Here is a 21300-nt window from a genome sequence, read left to right as displayed (position 1 = left end):
TGTTGATCGGTTATTCTTGGTCGTCCGCTTCGTTCTGGTTGGCGGCCTGTGCTTTTGCCAGCTTGTCGGCGCGCAACGCATCGCGGATCAGGTCGTCGGTCAGAATGAGCTTCGCATCGCTGAGCGCCGTAAAGGGAATGGTGACCTTCTGCTCTTCCCCATAGGCGACCTGGTCACGCTCGAGCGTGAAACCATCTGCGCCTGCTTCGACGATCTTGCCGCGGAAGCGCTTGCGATTGTCGATCAAGATCGACGTCTCGCATTTCACAAGGTGGCCCTGCCAGCGGACGAAATCGGATTTCCGCACCATCGGACGATCGATGCCGGGCGAAGACACCTCGAGATGATACTCTTTATCGATCGGATCTTCCACATCGAGGACGGGAGAAATCGCCATCGAGATTTCTTCGCAGTCCTGAACCGTCATCGTGCCGTCGTTGCGTTCGGCCATGACCTGCATCGTCGCGCCGTTCTGGTTCAGCATGCGGACGCGGATAAGCCGGAAGCCCAGGCCGACGAGGACGGGTTCGATGATATCGGCAAGACGCTGGTCGAGCCCGGTTTCGGTAATCAGCCGCGGCTCAAGTTCGTTGTCTGCGTTTGTCATGTCCGACAAGCGGTGCGCTCCTCGCAATTTCAAGCTGTTCGGGCGATCGCGCTAATAAAAAAGAGCGGGTCCTTGCGGCCCACTCTTCATCAAGCGATCAAGAATTTGAGAGGCATATAGTCGGGTTTTTCCGAAATTGCAAGGTCCGCGACCGATTCCGCCAATTCGCTTGCCGCGCGTGAACAGGCCTATGGCCAGCGCCGGTCTTGCGCATATATTGCCGCTGGGGCGCAATAACAAAAGCGGGAGAAATCGTGGCCTACACTTCCTCGACATTGGCGCCTTTGCGGCACGATACCTACCGCACCATCTGGTTCGCGAGCCTTTCCTCGAATTTCGGCGGCCTGATCCAGGCGGTGGGCGCTGCCTGGATGATGACGACCATTACCGCCTCGGAGGACATGGTCGCGCTGGTGCAGACCTCGACGGCGCTGCCGATCATGCTGTTTTCGCTGATATCGGGCGCGCTGGCCGATAATTATGACCGTCGCCGGGTCATGCTGACGGCGCAATGCATGATGCTCACGGTTTCGGCGCTGCTGACGGCCTCGGCCCTTCTCGGCTGGATCACACCCTGGTTGCTGCTCTTCTTCACCTTCCTGATCGGCTGCGGCACGGCGCTCAACAATCCCTCCTGGCAGGCCTCGGTCGGCGACATGGTGCCGCGCGCCGATCTGCCGGGCGCCGTCACCCTGAACAGCATGGGCTTCAACATCACCCGCAGCGTCGGCCCGGCGATCGGCGGCGTCATCGTCGCCGCTGCCGGCGCGGCCGCGGCCTTTGCGGTGAACACGGTGAGTTACTTCGCCTTGATCTATGCCCTGCTGCGCTGGCGGCCGGCCACGCCGGTCTCGACCCTGCCGCGGGAGGCGCTCGGCAGCGCCATCTTTTCCGGCCTGCGCTATATCTCGATGTCGCCCAATCTCGAAAAGGTCCTCGTCAGGGGCCTGCTCTTCGGCATCGGCGCCAGCTCGATCCTGGCGCTGCTGCCGGTCGTTGCCCTCGATCTCGTTGCCGGCGGGCCGCTGACCTATGGTTTCATGCTCGGCGCCTTCGGCATCGGCGCGATCGGCGGCGCGGTGATGAATGCGAGGCTTCGCCAGGTGCTTTCCAGCGAGACGATCATCCGCATGGCCTTTGCCGGCTTCGCGCTGAGCGCCGTCATCGCCGCCGTGAGCCCGAGTGCCGTCCTCACCTCCGCCGGGCTGCTCGTCTCCGGCGCCTGCTGGGTCTCCGCACTTTCGCTGTTCAACACCATCGTCCAGCTTTCGACGCCGCGCTGGGTGGTCGGCCGGGCGCTGTCGCTCTACCAGACCGTCACCTTTGGCGGCATTGCCGGCGGCAGCTGGCTGTGGGGCGTTGCCGCCGATCGTTATGGCGTTGCCGATGCGCTGCTGATGTCATCGGTCGTCATGCTGCTCGGCATCGCGATCGGCCTGCGTTTTTCCATGCCGGCCTTCGCTTCGCTCAACCTCGATCCGCTGAACCGCTTCATCGAGCCGGCCCTGAGCCTCGACATCACGCCGCGCAGTGGCCCGATCGTCATCCTTGTCGACTACGAGATCGCCGATACCGACCTTGCCGAATTCATGACGCTGATGGGTGAGCGCCGCCGCATCCGCATCCGCGACGGCGCCCGCAATTGGGCGCTGATGCGCGATCTCGAAAATCCCGGGCTCTGGACGGAGACCTACCATACGTCGACCTGGGTCGAATATATAAGACACAACCAGCGGCGCACGCAGGCCGATGCCGAAAACATCGACAGGCTTCGCGCGCTTCACCGCGGCGAAGGTTTGCCGCATGTTCACCGCATGATCGAACGCCAGGCTATTCCGCCTGATAACGACGTCTTCCACAAGGCGCCGATCGATCTGCATCATTGAGAACGGCCATGTACAGGTTCAGGCTCGCCCGCCAATCCGATCTTGCCGCCATCGTCCGGCTTCTGGCCGATGACGATCTCGGCGGCGCCAGGGAGATCGTTACCGATCCCGTCGACGCACGGTATCTCTCGGCCTTCGCGGCGATCGAGGCGGACGCCAATCAGCTGCTGGCCGTCGCAACCGACGCGGCCGATCGTGTCGTCGGCTGCCTGCAGCTGAGCTTTCTTCCCGGCCTTTCGAGAACAGGCATGTGGCGCGGTCAGATCGAAAGCGTGCGTGTTGCCAGCGACCTTCGCGGCTCGGGCCTCGGCTCTGAATTCATCGCATGGGCGATCGCCCAATGCGTCGAGCGTGGCTGCGGCCTCGTGCAGCTGACATCGGACAAGACGCGGGCGGATTCAATCCGCTTCTACGAGAAGCTCGGTTTTCTGGCCAGCCATGAAGGGCTGAAGCGCAGTCTCTGAAGCCGGTTACTTCAGCTTGCCCTTCATCGTCGCTTCGGGAAAACATGTCGGCTTCATGCCGTTCTTGGCCTGCCACTGGCCGATCGAACGCCGCGTCTTGTAGCCTGGCAGACCATCGGAACCGCCGACATCATAGCCCTGCCGTTCCAGCGCCTTCTGCATGGCGGCGACATCCGAGCGCAACATCTTGCCGACATCGCCCCATCTGCCCTCAAAGGCGCCGCCATTATAGGCGATCCGATCGGCGAGATTGCCGATATAGAGCGCGTAGAGATCGGAATTATTATATTCCTTGATGATGTAGAAATTCGGCGTGACGATGAATTCCGGCCCGTCGCGGCCGGCCGGCACCAGCATCATGCCTTCAGCCTTCATCTCGCTGGAGGGAAACCCCTTGCCGGAGATGCGGTCGATGCCGAGCGAGGCCCAGTGCGACAGCGGCTTTGCCAGATCGGGCCCCTCCTGCGCGCAGGAAACCGCCTCCGGGATCGACACCTCGAAGCCCCAGTCGCGGTCGCGCTGCCAGCCCTTCTTGACCAGGAAATTGGCGATCGAGGCGAGCGTATCGGGCACCGAGGTCCAGATGTTGCGATGGCCGTCGCCATCGAAATCCACGGCATATTTCAGATAGCTGGTCGGCATGAATTGCGGCTGGCCGAGTGCGCCCGCCCACGACCCCTTGAAATCGGCCGGTGCGACATCACCGCCATCGAGAATATGGAGTGCGGCCACCAGCTCGGTACGGAACATCTCCTTGCGCGTCGACATGAAGGCCTTGGTCGCCAACACCTCGATTGCCGAGTTCGGGATCTTCGCCGCACCGAAGCCTGTCTCCCGGCCCCAGATGGCCAGCACGATCGAGCCGGGCACGCCATAGGTCTTCTCGATGCGTTTCAGCGTTGAACCGTATTGCGCCGCAAAGCCGCGCCCCGTTGCGGCAAGCTTCTTCAGCCGGTCCTCGTTGAAATAGGGACCGGGCGAGGAAAATTCGGCCTGCGTCTGCTTCTGCTCCTTCGGCGGCGGGAAGCCGGGCGGGGCAAGATCGGGCAGGTTCCAGTTCAGCGTGATGCCGGAAAAGGCAGCCTGGAAGGTCTTCTCGGAAATCCCGCCCGCCTTCGCTTCCGGCCAGAGGTCTTTCCGTACCCATGTCTCGAACTGCGCTTCGACATCGGCTTTCGAAGGGGCTGCGAGGGCGGAGAGGGGGAGGAGGGCGGTCGCTAGGGCGAGTGCGAATAGCCGCCGTGGAACATCTTTCGGCATAGGCAAACCCCTCATATCACTGTCCGCGCCCGAAGGGCCGCCGCGAGCGTTCCCTCGTCGAGGTAGTCGAGCTCGCCGCCAACAGGCACACCATGCGCCAGCCGGGTGATCTTCACGTCCAGCCCCTGCAACTGGTCGGTGATATAATGCGCCGTCGTCTGCCCCTCGACGGTGGCGTTGACGGCGATGATCAGCTCGCGGATACCGCCTTCGCCGACCCGGTCGATCAGCCCGCGAATGTTGAGATCGTCGGGCCCGACCCCGTCGAGCGGTGACAGCGTGCCGCCGAGGACGTGATAGGCGGCGTTCATCGCGCCCGCGCGCTCCAGTGCCCAGAGATCCGATACGTCCTCGACGACGATGATGACGGATTGATCGCGCTGCGTGTCGGTGCAGACGGTGCAGGGATCGACCGTATCGACGTTGCCGCAGCGCGAGCAAATCTTCACCTTGTCATAGGCCTCGCCCATCGCATTCGACAGCGGGCCGAGCAACTGGTCCTTCTTCTTGATCAGATGCAGTGCCGCCCGGCGCGCCGAGCGCGGCCCGAGGCCCGGCACCTTCGCCAGAAGCTGGATGAGTTTTTCGATTTCGGGGCCGGTGACTCGTTTTGCCATGCGCCGTTCTTAACTGATATGGAACGGAAACGGAATCGCGGAAGGATTGGCCATCCCATGAAAATCCTGGCGCTGTGCACCGGCAATCCGGAAAGACTGCCGGGCAAGAGCTACAAGACCGGCATCTTCAAACATGCCGTCAACGGTGCGGTGATGATCGATGCCGAAGGTCTGGTCGGCGATGCCATCTGCAACCGCAAACACCATGGCGGTGTCGATCAGGCTGTTTATGTCGAGGGATCGCTGACGCTCGACTGGTGGAGCACCGAGCTCGGTCGGCCATACGAGCCCGGCACTTTCGGCGAAAACATGGTGATCTCGGATCTCGACAATCGCGATGTCGCCGTCGGTGACCGCTTCGTGATCGGCGCTCTCGTCCTCGAAGTCACCGCGTGCCGCATCCCCTGCGCCACGTTTGCCGCCAGGATGGCCGATCCGAAATTCGTCAAACGTTATACCGCCGCCGCCCGTCCCGGCATCTATTGCCGTGTCATCCGGAGCGGCGTGGCCAAGGCCGGAATGTCGGTGGAATGCACGCCCTTTCACGGAGCCAAGATCACCATGCCGGAGCTGATGGAGACTTTCGGTCGACGGCTTCGGGCGGCAGATCGGGCGCGATATCTCGCCGCCCCAATTCACTACAAACTGCGGGCTATGTTGGAATCCGAGAGCGACGAAGCGCGCTAGATCGGACTTTGGGCCTTGAATAGGTGCGCCCGTCTCAGAACGGCAGCTTGAAGCCCGGCGGGATCGGAAGGCCGGCGGTCAGAGCCTTGGTCTTTTCGGCGGCGAGCGCCTCGGCCTTGTCCTTGGCGTCCTTGTGAGCGGCGACGATCAGGTCCTCGAGGATCTCGACATCGTCTTCCTTGAACAGCGACGGGTCGATCTTCAGGCTCTTCAGCTCGCCCTTGCCTGACATGACGACGGCGACGAGGCCGCCGCCCGCCTTGCCTTCGGCCGTGAGCTCGGCGATCTCCGCCTGCATCTGCTCCATCTTGGCCTGCATTTCCTTGACTTTGCCCATCATGCCCATGATGTCGCGCATCGTCTCGCTCCTTGTTGAACTTTTAGAATTCTATGTCGTCGCCGGGCAGGATGTCACCTTCAAGGGATTCGGCGGCAGCCGGCGGCGTCGCCTCGCCTTCCTCGTCCGGTTCGGGCGCCCGCACGCGCACGTCGATGATCTTGGCGCCCGGAAAATGCGCCAGGATCGCCGCGACATCGGGATCTTGACGCGCATCGCTGACGCGCTGTTCCTGTGCCTTGGCTTCCGCCTCCACCATCGTCGGCCCGCCCTCTTCGCGGCTGGTGCTGACGATCCAGTGGATTCCGGTCCATTCCTTGAGCTTGACGGCGAGTTCGTTAAGCAGCGTGTTCGGGGCGCCCTCGGTGAGGTTCACGTCCAGCCGGCCCGGCTCGAGCCGCACCGGCCGCACGAAGTTGCGCACCAGTGCTTTCAATTTGACATCGCGCTTCTCGCCCGCGAGGTCGACGATGTCGCCGATCGAATTGACACGCACGAGCGGCTTCGGAGCCTCTGCAGGCTTTGCCTCGGTACGGCCGATATTCTGCGGTTCGGGATTGGGCACGGCGCGCAGCATCGCCGTCGGCCCTGAGGGTAGTGGCCGTGGTGTCGGCTCGGGTGCGCGCGCCGCGACACTGCTCTGATAGGGGACCCGCGTTCCGCTGCCGCCGCCGTTGCCGGAAGGCGAAGGGGAGGGCCGCGGACCGGCATTGTCGCCGGAAAATTCGGCAAGCCGCCGCGCCGCATCCTCGGGCGCTGGCAGGTGTGCGGCATGTGCAAGTCGGATCAGCACCATCTCGGCTGCTCCTGCCGTCCGCGACGAGCCTTCCGTTTCCGGAATGCCCTTCAGCAGCATCTGCCAGATGCGCGACAGCGTCGTCACCGCAACACCCTTGGCGAATTCCGCCGCCTTGGTGCGTTCGATCTCGCTGAGCGACGGGTCGTTTGCCGCATCCGGCACATATTTCAGCCGCGTCACCAGATGGGTGAAATCGGCAAGGTCGGTCAGCACCACCACCGGATTGGCGCCGGCCTCGTACTGGCTCTGGAACTCGCCGAGTGCGGCGGCCACGTCGCCTTTGATGACGTGCTGGAAGAGATCGACGATCCGGGCACGGTCGGCAAGTCCGAGCATGCCGCGCACGGCTTCCGCCTGCACGGCGCCGGCGCCATGGGCGATCGCCTGGTCAAGCAGCGACAGGCCGTCGCGCGCTGAGCCTTCGGCAGCACGCGCAATCATCGCCAGCGCATCCGCTTCCGCCTCGATGCCTTCCTTGGCGGCGATAGTTGAAAACAGCCCGACAAGATCGGAGGCGCTGATGCGGCGCAGGTCGAAGCGCTGGCAGCGCGACAGCACGGTGATCGGCACCTTGCGGATCTCGGTGGTGGCGAAGATGAATTTCACATGCTCCGGCGGCTCTTCGAGCGTCTTCAACAGGCCGTTGAAGGCCTGCGTCGACAGCATGTGCACTTCGTCGATGATATAGACCTTGTAGCGCGCCGAAACCGGTCGGTAGCGCACCTGCTCGATGATCTCTCTTATATCGTCGATACCGGTATGGGAGGCGGCATCCATCTCGATCACGTCGACATGCCGGCCTTCCATGATTGCCTGGCAGTGTTCGCCGGGCACGCGCAGATCGATCGTCGGCTTGTCGATGTCGGCTGTCTTGTAGTTCAGCGCCCGCGCCAGGATGCGCGCCGTCGTCGTCTTGCCGACGCCGCGCACGCCGGTCAGCATGTAAGCCTGGGCGATGCGGCCGGTTTCGAAGGCATTGGTGAGGGTGCGGACCATCGGCTCCTGGCCGACCATCAGGTCCGTGAAATCCTTGGGGCGGTATTTGCGAGCCAGCACCCGGTACCCGGTGCCCGTCGAGGCGGCATCTTTTGATTGTCGCTCGGTGTCGCTCATCGCCCTGCTTGTCGCCCGGATCGTCGGGCACTTCGTGGAGAGAAGGTGGGAGGCTGGCACGATGACCCGTGCCGGGCTCGTTAGGGCTGCTTCCTTCCGGACCTGACCCGGTTGGCGAGTGGCTCGTCCACCACCAACCTCCCGGATGCACATATCGGCAATATCGTCATCAAAAGCAAGCCAACATGCAAAAAAACTGCTAGTCGTTGGAAAACATGAGGAGAATGCCCTTTGAACGGTTTCGTGCTCGACCCCCGGCTGGAAAACGATAGCGTCAGCATCATGGTTACCGGTCTCTGCGATCTGAGATTGTCGAGGGATGCCCGCTGGCCCTGGCTCATTCTTGTGCCGCGCCGGGCCGATATCACCGAAATCTTCGAACTGACGCCGCTCGACCAGGTGCTGCTCGCCTTCGAGACGGAACTGGTCTCCAAAGCCCTGAAGGAGATCACCGGCGCGACAAAAATCAATGTCGGGGCTCTTGGCAATATCGTCCGCCAGCTTCATGTTCATGTCATTGCCCGCTTCGAAGGCGATGCCAACTGGCCGGGTCCCGTCTGGGGCTTCGGGAGCGCGGAACCCTACGAAGACGGAAAGAGAGATGAATTCACAGTGAAGCTGCGGGAAGCCCTTTCATCATGAGTCATTCGCTTTTCGATTCGGATGTGCCGCATCCGGAACCCAGCAATCTCACGGCCTTTGCCGCCAATGACCTCAATCGCGATTCCGAGCATCGCGACGAACAGTCCGTCGAAAAGGCGCTGGCCAAGGACGGCACCCATATCTTCGCCTTCGCCGGGGATAAGCTGGTGCTGAAGCATGACGGCCAGGTGCTTGATCCGCTCTTTGCCCGCTATGAGCTCCAGGAATTGCAGCCGGATTGGGATGAGACGGTGCTTCTCGGTTATCGTAAATCAGGCGAGCCGCGCCTTGCCGTTCCCGTCGGCATCGGCGTCGACGACCTCACCAGCCAATACAAGCCCGCCGATGGTCGCACGCTGTTTCGCGAAATGCTGATCGACGAGGTGTTGCTCGGCGAATTCGCCCAGGCCGCCAGCCTCATCCGCTGGAATGGCGACAACCGCTTCTGCGGCCGCTGCGGCTCGGCGATGGAGATCCACATCGGCGGCTACAAGCGTGTCTGCGCCGCCTGCCAACACATGATCTTTCCCCGCACCGATCCCGTCGTCATCATGCTGACGATCGACGAGAAACGCGACCTCTGCCTGCTCGGCCGCAGCCCGCATTTCGCGCCCGGCATGTATTCCTGCCTTGCCGGCTTCGTCGAACCCGGCGAGACCATCGAGAATGCCGTGCGTCGCGAAACGCTGGAAGAATCCGGCATCCGCACCGGCCGCATCCGCTACCACGCCTCGCAGCCCTGGCCGATGCCGCATTCCCTGATGATCGGCTGTTACGCCGAGGCGAAATCCACCGAAATCAACCGCGACGAGACGGAACTCGAGGATTGCCGCTGGTTCACCCGCGAGGAAACGATCGAGATGCTGGAACGCCCGAGCGCGACAGGCAAGGCCTCGCCGCCGAAAGGGGCGATCGCCCACCGCCTGATGCGCGACTGGGTGGAGTGGAAGCGCTAGCGTCATGCCGGTCGCCCGCTCGGAACGGCTGCTGACGCTGCTGCAGACGCTCCGGCGTTACCGCCGGCCGGTGACCGGCACGGTGCTGGCTGAGGAGACCGGCGTCAGCCTGCGCACGCTGTATCGCGATATTGCCAGCCTGCAGGCGCAGGGCGCGATGATCGAAGGCGAAGCCGGCATCGGTTATGTGCTGAAGCCGGGGTTCATGCTGCCGCCGATGATGTTTTCAGAAGAAGAGCTGGAGGCATTGGTGCTTGGCTCGCGCTGGGTGGCTCGCGCCGCCGAGCCGCGCCTTGCCGGCGCCGGCGCCGACGCGCTGGCCAAGATTGCCGCCGTGCTGCCGGCCGATATGCGGGAGATGATCGATTCGGCAGCCCTTTTCGTCGGCCCCAAACGCCGGGACGAGGACAAGGCCGATGTTTCGGCCATCCGCAAGGCGATCCGTCTGGAGCGCATCCTCGAACTGCATTATGGCGACGAGCAGGGCCGAATCTCGCGCCGTCGCGTCTGGCCTTTTGCGCTCGGTTATTTCGAGCATGTCCGTGTCCTCATGGCCTGGTGCGAACTGCGCCAGGATTTCCGCCATTTCCGCACCGACCGCATTATCGACATGGCGTTGCATGAGGTGCGTTATCCGCGCCGCCGCACGGTACTGCTCAAGGAGTGGCGTGAGACGCAGGACGTTCCGGTCGAGAACTAACGCTGCTGCCAGAAACTGTCAGTAGGCAGGGTTATTATGAGTACCATTCCACCAGGAAGGAGTACTGATCATGGTAACGCCTCCAGCCATTCATTTGACCAACGACCGCTTTACGGGCGACACCTTTGCCGATGTCATTTCGGCCGAAACTTTTGCCGATGTCCGCCAGTCGGCGCGCTCCGGCCTGCTGCATCTGGTCATCAATATTTTCAGGTTTCCCAAGGGGAACCGCACCAGCCTCGACCTTGAAGCAACGCCGGATTACCTAAAGCGCGACCTCGGCTTCATCGACGGACGCGGCCCGCACTGCGAGGACCGTTTCCCGCTTTAGGTCGCCTATCCCTTCCAACAATCTGCCTGACGAGAACGGGGCGTTGCGATCGCTACGCCCCGTCGCACCCTGCTGCCATGAATTGGCAGCAGGCGATCCCTCGCGGATTTATTTCACAACAACGGGAGAACCGAAATGACCAGCCCCAATCTCATAATCCTTTACGTCAAGGACCCGGCCGAAAGCGCCAGTTTCTACCGGAACCTCTTGAACCGCGAACCGGCCGTGGAAGCGCCGAATTTCGTCGCTTTTCCGCTCGAGGGCGGCTTCACGCTCGGCCTCTGGCGGCGCAGCAAGGTCGAGCCGCAGCCCTCCGCCATCGGCAACCGCGGCGAAGTGGCTTTCATGGTCGAGGGAGAAAATGCCGTCGCCAGGCACTATGAGGACTGGCGTCAACGCGGCCTGCCGATCGCCCAGGAACTGACCGAGCTGGATTTTGGCCCGACCTTCGTCGTGCTCGATCCTGACGGTCATCGCCTGCGCGTCTGTGAGCCGGATAAATAATCGCCGAATGACGAGGTCTGTTTAAGAACGGGGCCTGTTTAAAGCAGGCCTCGCATCGCGTGCCCCTTGTAGACGCCGAGAATCCTCACTTTCTCGGAGAAGAAGCGCAGTTCCTCCAATGCCCGGCGCACGTTCGGATCGTTCGGATGGCCTTCGATATCGGCGTAGAACTGCGTCGCCACGAATTTTCCGCCGAGCTGGTAGCTTTCCAACTTGGTCATATTGATATTGTTGGTGGCAAAACCGCCAAGCGCCTTATAGAGCGCGGCCGGAATGTTGCGGACGTTGAAGACGAAGGTGGTGACGACCTTTTCTTCCGCCGAATTCCGTTGTGCCCATTCTTCGTCACGGGACAGGATAACGAAACGGGTGACGTTGTTTTCAGTATCCTCGACATTCTCGGCGATGATCTCCAGACCGTAGAGATCGGCGGCAAGGCGCGGTGCCAAGGCGGCCATCGAGCGGTCGCCGGTTTCCTTCACGAGCTTTGCCGCCCCGGCCGTATCGCCGGCGATCACCGGCTTCCAGCCATTGGCGCGAACGATCTTGCGGCACTGGCCGAGCGCGTGGATATGGCTGTGCACCGTGCGGATCTCGTCCTTGGTCACCCCGGGCAGCACCATCAGCTGGAAACGGATCGGCATGAAATATTCGCCGATGATGTGCAGCCGCGATTCCGGCAGCAGATGGTGGATATCGGCGACGCGCCCGGCAATCGTGTTCTCGATCGGGATCATCCCGATGTCGGCGTCGCCGTTGTCGACCGCCGTGAACGCATCCTCGAAGGTCTGGCAGGGCAGCGGCTCCATGGTCGGAAACATGTCGCGGCTGGCCATGTCGGAATTGGCGCCGAACTCGCCCTGGAAGGCGATCCTGTTGGTCTTGATATTCATGATGGTTCCGTCAATTCGACTTTGCGGAGAGGATGCGCCGCGCTTTTTCGAGGTCGGCGGGAGTATCGACACCAAGCGGAACCGTGTCAACGATCTCGGCATCGATGCGCATGCCGGCCTCCAGTGCCCGCAATTGCTCCAGCGATTCGCGCTTTTCGAGCGTCGACGGACCGAGCGAGACGAATCGTTCAAGCGCTGCCCGCCGATAGGCATAAAGGCCGATATGGTGGTAGAGAGGCCCCTGACCGTAAGGCGCGGTTGCCCGGGTGAAATAGAGCGCATGCAGACGGGCGTCGGAAAGCGGCGAGCCGACGATCTTGACGATGTGCGGCGCGGTCTTGTCCTCCTCATTGTCGATTATGGTCGTCAGCGTCCCGATATCGACCGCCTCGTTTTCGAGAGGGCGCAAGGCTGCGCGCACCGTTTCCGGATCGATCGTCGGCAGATCGCCCTGGACGTTGACGATGATTTTCGCCTTTCCGTCCGGATCGACTTTCGTCAGCGCCTCGAAGATCCGATCGGAACCCGACTGATGATCCGTGCTGGTCATGACGACCTCGAAGCCGGCCGCGGCCACGGCATCGAACACTTGATCATCGTCGACGGCGACGACGACCCGGCCGATGGCCGCTTCCCTGGCGCGCAGCGCCACCTGAACGATCATCGGCAGGCCGCAAATATCGGCAAGCGGCTTGCCCGGAAGCCGAGTGGAGGCCATGCGCGCCGGGATCAATACGAGCACGCCGTCTAAATTTGAATCACTCATTGTTCGGGCCTTCTATTCCGGGCTGAAAAGTGTCAAAAAGTCTCACGCACAAGACCATTTAGACAGTTGCAACGATCCACCAAAAGACATAGGTTCCGCGCGATTTCAAGATGGTCCGGTTTATGGTCTGCCGGCTGCAAGGGGAGCATTGCAGATGAATTCATACGTCAATACGGCCGTGGGGGCGCTGCTCGGGACGATTTTCGTTCTGATGTCTGTCTCCATCGCGTCCGAAGGGATCTTCCATTCCGAAGCGCCGGAAAAGGAAGGTTTCGCGATCGTTGCCGAAGAGGCGCCTGCCGCTGGTGGTGAGGCTGCGCCTGCCGTTGCCGTTCCGATCGCGCAATTGCTCGCTTCTGCAGATGCCAAGGCCGGTGAAACGGTCTTCAAGAAGTGTCAGGCCTGTCATGACGGCACCAAAGGGGGACCGAACAAGGTCGGTCCCAACCTCTTTGGTGTCGTAGATCGCCCGATCGCCTCGCATGAAGGCTTCGCCTATTCCGCTCCCATGAAGGATTTCTCCAAGGGCGGCAGCGAGAAGTGGACTTTCGAATATCTCAACAAGTTCCTGCTGGCGCCGAAGAAGGACGTTCCCGGCACTGCGATGGGCTTCGCCGGTCTGGCGAAGGATCAGGATCGCGCCAACGTCATCCTCTACCTGCACACGCTGGCCGATTCGCCGGTGCCGCTGCCGGATCCGAAAACCGCGACGCAGTGACGCAGCAGGACAATCGCATGGTATGGAAGCCCGGCCCGCAAGCCGGGCTTTCGTTTTGCGGAGATCCGCCAAGCAATTCCAGGCAAAGCGCGAAGTGGTTTTGCCGGGAATCGCGTAAAAAAGCTGAACCGCTCTAGGCGCCGAGGAAATAGGCCCAGAGCGAGACCGTGATGGCGCCGAGCGCCGTCGTCACCGTGATAGTCGAGGCGGCAAGGCTGTGACCGACGCCGAAGCGGTTGGCGATCAGCCAGGCGTTGACGCCCGTCGGTACGGAGGAAGTCAGCACGATCGCTGCCGTCCATTCGGGGCTGAGGCCGAGGAGATGGCTCGCCGCCCACACGCAACCGGGCAGCAGTAGCAGCTTGCATGTCGAGGTGACGCTGGCGATGCCGACATTGCCGGAGACGCCGTATTTCTCCAGCGCCATGCCGAGCGATATCAGCGCCGCCGGACCGGCGATGCCGGCGATCTGCCCGACGACCGATGCCACCGCCGTCGGCATGGTGAGACCGGAAAGATGCACGGCCATGCCGGCCGCAAGCCCGATCACCAGCGGGTTGCGCACGAGATTGATGGCGATCTGGCGTAGCACGAACATCATGCTGCGGTCGCTTTTGCCGTCGATCTTGCGCTCGGCATGCTCCATCAGCACCGTGCCCGCGACCATCATGACAGGCAGATGCACGGCAAGCAGGATCGACAGCGCCACCAGCCCCTCGTCGCCGACGGTACGCTCGACCAGCGGCAGTCCGATAAAGACATTGTTGGCGAAGGCCGAGGAAACGCCGGCCAAGACACCGATGCGTTCGTCGCGGCCGAAGAGCCGCGTGGCGGCGAGATGGCCGGCCGTCCAGGTGATGGCGACGCCGGAAAAATAGACGATCCAGAGCCGGAAGGGCGAGGCGCCATGAAAATCCGCCTCGGCGATGGTGCGAAAGAGCAGCAGCGGCACGGCGATCTTGAAGACGAATTCGCCGAGCGCATCGCCGACATTCGATGCCATCAGGCCGCTGCGGACGATCACCCAGCCGATGAGAATCAGGAGGAAGATGGGAAGGACGTCGAGAATGATGGCTGACATGAGGGAGGTTGCTCTGCGCGGGGAGTATCCGACATCTACAGCGTCGCGCGCTTTTCAGATGCGCAAAGGACACTGCAGCACTTTGAATTCCTGCATAATTCCGTAAAGCGGAATCGATTTACGGAATTATTGAGTACCAGCAAACTGTTTGGATTGAAAAGGCCATCACCGCCCGATCCGGCAGCCGGGGCACCCAAAGGCAAAAAAAGCGGGCTCAGCCCGCTTTTCCGCTCCGGCCCTGCCGGATATCCGGATCACAAAGCTGCCAGTTCATCCGTGGTCAGCATCGCGCCGGTAAGATCGAAGGGTCATCCCTCGTGCGCCCGGCTGCAACTGAAAGCTGCTCATGCCGGTCTTCCTGCGAGTATTTCTAGATTTTGAAAATGACAGCGACATGACGAATAGGCGGCACTTTTGCGAAGAAATAGAAGCGTCGTCCCATTTATCCTTCCAAACCGCGGAAATTTCGCTAAGACCAAACCCCGGCTATCACAAATCCGGGGACTTCCCTTTTCATGACAAGATTCGATGTTCTGACAGTCGGCAACGCAATCGTGGATATCATTGCCCGTTGCGACGACCAGTTCCTCATTGACAACCAGATCACCAAAGCGGCGATGAACCTCATCGATGCCGAACGCGCCGAACTTCTATATTCGCGCATGGGACCGGCGCTCGAAGCCTCCGGCGGCAGCGCCGGCAATACCGCGGCGGGCGTGGCTAACCTCGGCGGCAAGGCTGCCTATTTCGGCAATGTCGCCGCCGATCAGCTCGGTGACATCTTCACCCACGACATCCGCGCCCAGGGCGTCCACTATCAGACCCGGCCCAAGGGCACTTTCCCGCCGACGGCGCGCTCGATGATCTTCGTCACCGAGGACGGCGAGCGTTCGATGAACACCTATCTCGGCGCCTGCGTCGAGCTCGGCCCCGAAGACGTCGAGCCCGACGTCGTCGCCGACGCCAAGGTCACCTATTTCGAAGGTTATCTCTGGGATCCGCCACGCGCCAAGGAAGCGATTCTCGACTGTGCCCGCATCGCCCACGAAAACGGCCGCGAAATGTCGATGACGCTGTCCGACAGTTTCTGCGTCGGCCGCTACCGCGGCGAATTCCTCGATCTGATGCGCTCCGGCAAGGTCGATATCGTCTTCGCCAATCGCCAGGAAGCGCTGTCGCTCTACGAGACCGATGATTTCGAGGAGGCGCTGAACAGGATCGCCGCCGATTGCAAGATCGCTGCCGTGACGATGAGCGAGCATGGCGCCGTCATCCTGAAGGGCAACGAGCGTTTTTACGTCGATGCGATCCGGATCAGGGAAGTTGTCGATACGACGGGCGCCGGCGACCTCTTCGCCTCCGGTTTCCTCTATGGCTACACCCAGGGGCGCTCTCTGGAGGATTGCGGCAAGCTCGGCTGCCTGGCCGCCGGCATTGTCATTCAGCAGATCGGCCCGCGCCCGATGACCTCGCTTGCCGAGGCCGCCAAACAGGCAGGGCTTATTTAAAGGCTTCGCCGGGATAGGCGCCCCAGATCTCCGACTGCGCCACCCAGCCGGAGGCACCTTCGGTTTCGGCCCGGCACCAGTCGCCGTTGCATTCGCCGATCGTGATCATCACGCCGGGTTCCAGCTTGGCGACGATCGAGGCGGAGGGCAGCGCCTCGCGGCGCAGATTGACATAGACGCCCTTGCCTTTCGTCTTCATCCAGGGGGCGGCGATCGCCGCGCGCTGACCCGATAGCAGCGACTGGTTGACCCAGCCTTCGGTCCCGTCGGCATCGCGGATGCGGCGCCAGTTGTCGTATTCCTGGATGATTTCCACCGGCAGGCCGGATTTCAGGTACATCCACGAGACGGCGTAATCCGTTCCCGGGCCGATGCGCAGATTGACGCGCTTGGATTTCAGGGTGACGAAACGCGGCAATGGCAATCCGCTTGGACCTTTGGCCGCCTGCGCATGGGCGAATTCGACGGTTCCCATGGATGTAGCCAGAGCGATGGCAAGGGCGAGGCAGGACTTCAGAACTTTGCTGCGCATGGAGGTTTCCGTTTGCTCGAATTCGCGGGCAGGCCCGGCCTGCTCGCGGTCCGGGCTCTGACATTCCCCGGCTGCACCGCGAGTTTTGTTTGTCTTCGCGTGCGGGTCTGGTAGAAAATGCCCGGAATGGGAAAATTATCACCCCTCTTGGTTAAAGACCTCTGAACAAGGCACCACAGCCAGCCATGACAGCGAAGAAAAAACCGAAGGTCTACATCACCCGCAAGCTGCCCGATGCCGTCGAAACCCGCATGCGCGAGCTCTTCGACGCCGAGCTGAACATCGACGATGCGCCGCGTTCCGTTCCCGAGCTTGTCGCCGCGGTCAAGACCGCCGACGTGCTGGTGCCGACCGTCACCGACCGCATCGACGCGGCGCTGATCGAACAGGCGGGGCCACAGATGAAGCTGATTGCGAGCTTCTCCAACGGCACCGATCACATCGACGTCGAGGCGGCGGCGCGCAAGGGCATCACCGTCACCAACACGCCGAACGTCCTGACCGAGGACACCGCCGACATGACCATGGCGCTGATTCTCGCTGTTCCGAGAAGGCTTGGTGAGGGGGCGCGTGTGCTGACCGACAAGCCGGGCGAATGGGCCGGCTGGTCTCCCACCTGGATGCTCGGCCGGCGCATTCACGGCAAGCGCATCGGCATCGTCGGCATGGGCCGCATCGGTACGGCGGTGGCCCGCCGCGCCAAGGCGTTCGGCCTGTCGATCCACTATCACAACCGCAAACGCGTCAATCCAGCCGTCGAGGACGAGTTGGAGGCGACCTATTGGGAAAGCCTCGACCAGATGCTCGCCCGCGTCGACATCGTTTCGATCAATTGTCCGTCGACGCCGGCGACCTTCCACCTGATTTCGGCGCGCCGTCTGGCGCTGCTGCAGCCGACGGCCTATCTCGTCAACACCGCGCGCGGCGACGTGGTCGATGAGGCTGCGCTGATCAAATGCCTCAGGGAGGGCCGGATTGCCGGCGCCGGCCTCGACGTCTTCGAAAACGAGCCTGCCGTCAACCCGAAGCTCGTCAAACTCGCCAATGAGGGCAAGGTCGTGCTGCTGCCGCATATGAGTTCGGCGACGATCGAAGGCCGCGTCGATATGGGCGACAAGGTCATCATCAATATCCGCACCTTCATCGACGGTCACAGGCCGCCCAATCGGGTGCTGCCGGGGCGTTGAAGCCGTGCATTTGATTTAGACGGGGCGAATCGTCGGCGCAATGGCCTTGCGCATCTCGATGAACGTCGTCCGGGCAAAGCCGGGATGCGCTTTCTCGGCGGTTCTGGAAAATCCCCAGGCGGCAAAGACGGTATGATTTTCCGTGAGCTCGATCCGCGTTTCCAGCCGCAAGGCGGGAAGGTCGAGCGATGCGGCCGTTTCCTCGGCAATCGTCAGCAGCCGCTTGCCAATGCCCTTTCCCTGCGCTTCGGGCAGAACGGCGAGTTTGCCGACATAGAGACAATCGGCCTCCGGCCGCAGGAAGAGGCAGCCGATCAGCTTTTCGCCGTCGATGGCGACATGGCCGATCTCGGCCCTGGCCTTTTCGGCTAGTGACTCGGTCGTGAGCTTGAGCGCCGAGGATGGCGGGTCGATCCTGCCGTTCATGGAAGCGAAGGCGGCGAGGATGAGCGCGAGCAGTTCGTCCCAGCGCGTGAAGCTCTGGTCGAGAGGGACGATTGTCATCCGGTCTGCCTCTCCCGCGTGCGGCGTCTTCTGTAGCGGACCGTGTCGAAGCGGGCCGAGAGCGCGTCGTAGAGCAGCAGCCGTCCGACCAGTGGTTCGCCGGTGCCCGTGATGAGCTTGATCGCTTCCATCGCCATCATCGTGCCGATGACGCCGGTCAGCGCGCCGATGATGCCGGCCTCGGCGCAGGCAGGAATGAGCCCCGCCGGCGGCGCTTCCGGAAAGAGGTCACGATAACAAGGGTAGAGTGTTCCGTCCTCGGTACTCTCATAGGGCTTGAGAACCGTCAGCGAACCGTCGAAACGGCCGACGGCGCCGGTGACGAGCGGAATGCGCGCTTCCTCGGCCGCATCGGCGGCGGCATAACGCGTGTCGAAATTGTCGGAGCCGTCGATCAGCAGATCGAAGCCGGAGAGCTGACGGCGGGCGGCCTCCGGGGAAAAGCGTTCCTCGAAGCGGATCAGCCGGACATGCGGATTGAGCCGGGCGATGGCGAAGGCAGCACTCTCCGTCTTCAACTCGCCGATCGTTCCGGAATCATGGATCACCTGGCGCTGCAGGTTGGAGAGCGACACCCGGTCGTCGTCGACGATACCGAGCGTGCCGACGCCGGCTGCGGCCAGATATTGCAGGATCGGCGCGCCGAGGCCGCCGGCGCCGATCACCAGCACGCGGGCGGCTTTCAGCTTCTGCTGGCCGGCGCCCCCGATCTCGGGGAGCAGGATGTGGCGGTGATAACGGGCGATTTCGTCCGAGCTGAGCGGTTCCATGGCACCGATGTTATCATGACGGCCGACGTCGGGAAAAGCTGCCTCGGTCATTCGAACACCCGTCCCTCCGCCACCGTGAAAAACTGCGCCCTGTCGCCCAGCGCCGAAAACATCGAGCGATCCGTTCCGGTCATGAAGGCCTGGCCGCCGAGCCCGTCGATGAGATCGAACAGCGCGGCGCGTCTATTCTCGTCGAGATGCGCTGCGATTTCGTCCAGCAGCAGGATCGGCGCATGGCCGGTGAGATTGCCGACGAGGCGCGCATGCGCAAGCACCAGGCCGACAAGCAATGCTTTCTGCTCGCCGGTGGAACAACGCTCCGCCTCCATCGCCTTTTCGCGGTGATGCACGATGAGATCGGCCCGGTGCGGCCCCTCGAGCGTGCGCCCTGCGCCGGCATCGCGATAGCGGCTCTCTGCCAGCATCGCCGCGTAATCGTCCTCGAGGTCGACCGAGGGGCGCGAAAATTGTCCGTCCATGAAGCCCGAGAGCTGCAGCGATGCCGAAGGGAAGGGCGAAGTCTCCCGCGTTTCTTCGATCAGCCGGGTCAGCAGGCCGAGCATCTCCTGGCGGGCGAGCGCCATGGCGATGCCGAGGCTTGCCATTTGCTCCTCGATGCCGGCGAGCCAGGAGGGATCGAAGCGGCCCTCGTCCAGCAATTTGTTGCGGCTGCGCATGGCGCGCTCGAAATCGCTGGCGCGGCGGCCATGGGCGGGATCGAGCGACAGCACCAGCCGGTCGAGAAAACGGCGCCGGTCGGAAGAGGCGCCGGTAAAGAGGCCGTCCATCGCCGGCGTCAACCAGAGAAGGCGCAGGTGGTCGGTCAACTCGTCGGCAGTCTTTGCCGGGGTGCCGTTGATGCGCAGCCTGCGGGTGGTGGTCTCCTCGCCTGTTTCGATGCCGGTGCCGATCTCGACGTCGCCCTCCATGCCGTCGAGTGCGGCGAAGATCGAAAAGCCGCCAGCCGCGCCGACCCGGGTTATATCGCCATAGGCGGCGCGGCGCAGACCGCGGCCGGGCGAAAGCAGCGAGACGGCCTCCATGAGATTGGTCTTGCCGGCGCCGTTGTCTCCCGTGAGCACGGCGTGTCGACCGTCAAGGGTAAGGGCCGCCGCCGCATAATTGCGGAAGTCGGTCAGCTTCAGACGGGAAAGAGAAACCTTGTGCGGCATCGAATGTCCGGAATCGTGAAGCGTGACAGCTAAGCCTAAGCGGCGTTGATGGCAAGGCTGACAGCTTGACGGCCGTGGATCGCGTGCCCTGGTGGTGTCGCACCGAGGCTTGGGGGCCACATGGGGATAAGTTCAGGGCGCGAAATACCGCGGGGGCATATTTTCCGGCAGATCCCGTGACCGAGGTCCTGGCGTCCGGCACCCTTCCGATGTAACGGTCAGCATGCCGCCCTCTAATCAGCTAAAAATACAACCTGAGAGAGGATGATCCGATATCGCTGGACCGATACCGTCGACGGTCACGCTCAATGTCGTCAAGCGCCAGATATTCGGGCTTTTGCCGCATTCCCTTGAGGCCACTGACGTAACGTAAGGTCCAAAAAAAGTCGGTTGAAATTTGCAACTGTAGGGTTGAGTTATCCCGTGAAAACGATATGGTAAACGAACCGTTTACGTATCAGAGAGTGATGAAGTGCCAGATCCGGTTGATATTATCGTTGGTCGCAACGTAAGACAGTTTCGCGCTCTTCGCCGTGTTTCCCAGCTCGAGCTTGGCGAAGCACTCGGACTGACTTTCCAGCAGATCCAGAAATACGAAAAGGGGACGAACCGCGTTTCCGCCAGCAAGCTGCATCAGATCGCGGTTTTTCTCGATGTCGATATCTCTGCTCTTTTCGAGGGAGCCGGCATATCGCAATTCGGCAGCCGTATCGAACTCAGCCCCGACGCCTATGCGCTTGCGCTGAGCTACGACAAGCTGAGCTCACCGGCAGGCAAGGAAGCGGTCAAGACCATTGTCACCCTCATGACAGGCGAAGCGGCAGAAACCGCCGTCTGATCCCCGCTGCCGGCTCACCGAAAAGCACGATCTGTTCCGGGCCTGAATTATGTCCGGATAGATATGGCTATGCAGCGGTTGGGGAACGGCGTGCATCAGGACAAAGACTGGACGCAGGTCACCTGAATGAGGTTCGATATCGCGTTTTAGTGAATCTCGCATTCGTGCAGCGCCATCAGCAGGTCGTCCTGCGTCTGGTGGCCGGCATGATAGAGGTCGATCGCGATGCTGGCGATCGAAAGGCCCTGCTGGCTGCGAAGCTTGATATTGCGCTCGGCGCACCATGTGTAGATGGCGCCGGCGAGAACGTCGACGTCTTCGGACTGAGAGGAAAAGGCTGGCGCCATGGTCGATACCCTTGGTTTGGTTGTTCCCACTAGAGCATTTCCGTTTTTCTCCGATTCACGGAAATGCTCTATCTTTTTGTT

At 62.1% G+C, this 21300-nt stretch carries 25 protein-coding genes and 1 other RNA gene; 12 read left to right on the top strand and 14 right to left on the bottom strand.

What is annotated here, in order from left to right; all coding sequences use genetic code 11:
• Window positions 1–10 precede the first annotated feature (10 nt).
• Window positions 11–616: a ribosome maturation factor RimP gene (rimP, locus tag FHT75_RS15095; RefSeq protein ID WP_047617361.1), complete on the bottom strand. Its 606-nt coding sequence runs from the start codon at window positions 614–616 to the stop codon at window positions 11–13.
• Between the two features lie 197 nt (window positions 617–813).
• On the opposite strand from rimP, the gene FHT75_RS15090 reads away from it, so the two are divergent.
• Together FHT75_RS15090 and FHT75_RS15085 are read left to right on the top strand one after the other, a co-directional pair.
• On the top strand, window positions 814–2493 hold the full coding sequence (locus tag FHT75_RS15090) for an MFS transporter (RefSeq protein WP_176707318.1): 1680 nt from the start codon (window positions 814–816) through the stop codon (window positions 2491–2493).
• A gap of 8 nt (window positions 2494–2501) precedes the next feature.
• Complete coding sequence (locus FHT75_RS15085) at window positions 2502–2957, top strand: GNAT family N-acetyltransferase (protein ID WP_063473530.1); 456 nt, start codon at window positions 2502–2504, stop codon at window positions 2955–2957.
• A 6-nt stretch (window positions 2958–2963) separates the two neighbouring features.
• Here the strand turns inward: FHT75_RS15085 and FHT75_RS15080 are convergent, their stop codons facing one another.
• Window positions 2964–4217 (bottom strand): lytic murein transglycosylase, encoded by a 1254-nt coding sequence (locus FHT75_RS15080; protein ID WP_088930315.1) that lies wholly within the window; start codon window positions 4215–4217, stop codon window positions 2964–2966.
• Window positions 4218–4228: 11 nt separating this feature from the next.
• Window positions 4229–4834 (bottom strand): recombination mediator RecR, encoded by a 606-nt coding sequence (gene recR, locus FHT75_RS15075; protein ID WP_047617368.1) that lies wholly within the window; start codon window positions 4832–4834, stop codon window positions 4229–4231.
• A 57-nt stretch (window positions 4835–4891) separates the two neighbouring features.
• On the opposite strand from recR, the gene FHT75_RS15070 reads away from it, so the two are divergent.
• Window positions 4892–5521, top strand: coding sequence for an MOSC domain-containing protein (locus FHT75_RS15070; RefSeq protein WP_063473529.1), 630 nt, complete (start codon window positions 4892–4894; stop codon window positions 5519–5521).
• Window positions 5522–5555: 34 nt separating this feature from the next.
• Here the strand turns inward: FHT75_RS15070 and FHT75_RS15065 are convergent, their stop codons facing one another.
• From FHT75_RS15065 to ffs, 3 genes are all read right to left on the bottom strand, one after another.
• On the bottom strand, window positions 5556–5879 hold the full coding sequence (locus FHT75_RS15065; protein WP_063473528.1) for a YbaB/EbfC family nucleoid-associated protein: 324 nt from the start codon (window positions 5877–5879) through the stop codon (window positions 5556–5558).
• Window positions 5880–5901: 22 nt separating this feature from the next.
• Window positions 5902–7770, bottom strand: a complete 1869-nt coding sequence (locus FHT75_RS15060) for a DNA polymerase III subunit gamma/tau (RefSeq protein WP_063473527.1) — start codon at window positions 7768–7770, stop codon at window positions 5902–5904.
• A 45-nt stretch (window positions 7771–7815) separates the two neighbouring features.
• An RNA gene (gene ffs, locus FHT75_RS15055) (signal recognition particle sRNA small type) lies at window positions 7816–7912 on the bottom strand.
• An 89-nt stretch (window positions 7913–8001) separates the two neighbouring features.
• Between ffs and FHT75_RS15050 the strand changes: the two genes are divergently transcribed.
• From FHT75_RS15050 to FHT75_RS15030, 5 genes are all read left to right on the top strand, one after another.
• A complete protein-coding gene (locus FHT75_RS15050; RefSeq protein ID WP_028755666.1) occupies window positions 8002–8412 on the top strand; it encodes an HIT domain-containing protein in 411 nt (136 codons plus the stop codon).
• Window positions 8409–9368 carry an NAD(+) diphosphatase gene (gene nudC, locus FHT75_RS15045; protein ID WP_028755667.1) on the top strand — a complete coding sequence of 320 codons (960 nt, stop codon included), beginning with the start codon at window positions 8409–8411 and terminating at the stop codon, window positions 9366–9368. The genes FHT75_RS15050 and nudC overlap by 4 nt, the downstream gene beginning before the upstream one ends.
• A gap of 4 nt (window positions 9369–9372) precedes the next feature.
• Window positions 9373–10068 carry a helix-turn-helix transcriptional regulator gene (locus FHT75_RS15040; protein ID WP_028755668.1) on the top strand — a complete coding sequence of 232 codons (696 nt, stop codon included), beginning with the start codon at window positions 9373–9375 and terminating at the stop codon, window positions 10066–10068.
• 70 nt (window positions 10069–10138) lie between these two features.
• Window positions 10139–10399: a hypothetical protein gene (locus tag FHT75_RS15035; protein ID WP_028755669.1), complete on the top strand. Its 261-nt coding sequence runs from the start codon at window positions 10139–10141 to the stop codon at window positions 10397–10399.
• A gap of 135 nt (window positions 10400–10534) precedes the next feature.
• Window positions 10535–10903, top strand: coding sequence for a VOC family protein (locus FHT75_RS15030; protein ID WP_017962745.1), 369 nt, complete (start codon window positions 10535–10537; stop codon window positions 10901–10903).
• A 38-nt stretch (window positions 10904–10941) separates the two neighbouring features.
• Here the strand turns inward: FHT75_RS15030 and FHT75_RS15025 are convergent, their stop codons facing one another.
• Entirely contained in the window at window positions 10942–11796 is an 855-nt protein-coding gene (locus FHT75_RS15025; protein ID WP_028755670.1) for a prephenate dehydratase, read from the bottom strand.
• Between the two features lie 10 nt (window positions 11797–11806).
• Window positions 11807–12562 carry a 3-deoxy-manno-octulosonate cytidylyltransferase gene (locus FHT75_RS15020; RefSeq protein ID WP_028755671.1) on the bottom strand — a complete coding sequence of 252 codons (756 nt, stop codon included), beginning with the start codon at window positions 12560–12562 and terminating at the stop codon, window positions 11807–11809.
• A gap of 154 nt (window positions 12563–12716) precedes the next feature.
• Here FHT75_RS15020 and FHT75_RS15015 point away from each other — a divergent pair, with 154 nt between their 5' ends.
• Window positions 12717–13280 (top strand): c-type cytochrome, encoded by a 564-nt coding sequence (locus FHT75_RS15015; protein WP_028755672.1) that lies wholly within the window; start codon window positions 12717–12719, stop codon window positions 13278–13280.
• Window positions 13281–13413: 133 nt separating this feature from the next.
• Here the strand turns inward: FHT75_RS15015 and FHT75_RS15010 are convergent, their stop codons facing one another.
• Window positions 13414–14361 carry an AEC family transporter gene (locus FHT75_RS15010; protein WP_028755673.1) on the bottom strand — a complete coding sequence of 316 codons (948 nt, stop codon included), beginning with the start codon at window positions 14359–14361 and terminating at the stop codon, window positions 13414–13416.
• Between the two features lie 515 nt (window positions 14362–14876).
• Here FHT75_RS15010 and FHT75_RS15005 point away from each other — a divergent pair.
• Window positions 14877–15869 (top strand): adenosine kinase, encoded by a 993-nt coding sequence (locus FHT75_RS15005; protein WP_028755674.1) that lies wholly within the window; start codon window positions 14877–14879, stop codon window positions 15867–15869.
• Here the strand turns inward: FHT75_RS15005 and FHT75_RS15000 are convergent.
• Window positions 15862–16401: an SH3 domain-containing protein gene (locus tag FHT75_RS15000; protein WP_028755675.1), complete on the bottom strand. Its 540-nt coding sequence runs from the start codon at window positions 16399–16401 to the stop codon at window positions 15862–15864. The genes FHT75_RS15005 and FHT75_RS15000 overlap by 8 nt on opposite strands.
• A gap of 185 nt (window positions 16402–16586) precedes the next feature.
• Between FHT75_RS15000 and FHT75_RS14995 the strand changes: the two genes are divergently transcribed.
• Window positions 16587–17588 (top strand): 2-hydroxyacid dehydrogenase, encoded by a 1002-nt coding sequence (locus FHT75_RS14995; protein ID WP_028755676.1) that lies wholly within the window; start codon window positions 16587–16589, stop codon window positions 17586–17588.
• A 15-nt stretch (window positions 17589–17603) separates the two neighbouring features.
• On the opposite strand, the gene FHT75_RS14990 is transcribed toward FHT75_RS14995, so the two are convergent.
• Genes FHT75_RS14990 through recF form a run of 3 tightly spaced genes read right to left on the bottom strand, consistent with a single transcriptional unit; the run spans window position 17604 to window position 20034 of the window.
• A complete protein-coding gene (locus tag FHT75_RS14990; protein ID WP_028755677.1) occupies window positions 17604–18092 on the bottom strand; it encodes a GNAT family N-acetyltransferase in 489 nt (162 codons plus the stop codon).
• Complete coding sequence (locus FHT75_RS14985) at window positions 18089–18913, bottom strand: molybdopterin-synthase adenylyltransferase MoeB (protein WP_028755678.1); 825 nt, start codon at window positions 18911–18913, stop codon at window positions 18089–18091. The genes FHT75_RS14990 and FHT75_RS14985 overlap by 4 nt, the downstream gene beginning before the upstream one ends.
• The gene (gene recF / locus FHT75_RS14980) at window positions 18910–20034 is read right to left on the bottom strand and encodes a DNA replication/repair protein RecF (RefSeq protein WP_028755679.1); all 1125 of its coding nucleotides are present in this window, start codon (window positions 20032–20034) and stop codon (window positions 18910–18912) included. Before recF ends, FHT75_RS14985 begins: the two co-directional genes overlap by 4 nt.
• A gap of 472 nt (window positions 20035–20506) precedes the next feature.
• On the opposite strand from recF, the gene FHT75_RS14975 reads away from it, so the two are divergent.
• On the top strand, window positions 20507–20872 hold the full coding sequence (locus FHT75_RS14975; protein WP_028755680.1) for a helix-turn-helix domain-containing protein: 366 nt from the start codon (window positions 20507–20509) through the stop codon (window positions 20870–20872).
• Window positions 20873–21018: 146 nt separating this feature from the next.
• Here FHT75_RS14975 and FHT75_RS14970 read toward each other — a convergent pair whose 3' ends face one another.
• Window positions 21019–21219 carry a hypothetical protein gene (locus FHT75_RS14970; protein WP_003544370.1) on the bottom strand — a complete coding sequence of 67 codons (201 nt, stop codon included), beginning with the start codon at window positions 21217–21219 and terminating at the stop codon, window positions 21019–21021.
• Window positions 21220–21300: the final 81 nt, after the last annotated feature.

The sequence above is a fragment of the Rhizobium sp. BK112 genome (assembly GCF_014193215.1).
Taxonomy (GTDB): domain Bacteria; phylum Pseudomonadota; class Alphaproteobacteria; order Rhizobiales; family Rhizobiaceae; genus Rhizobium; species Rhizobium anhuiense.
This window is presented reverse-complemented; position numbering and strand designations above follow the sequence as displayed.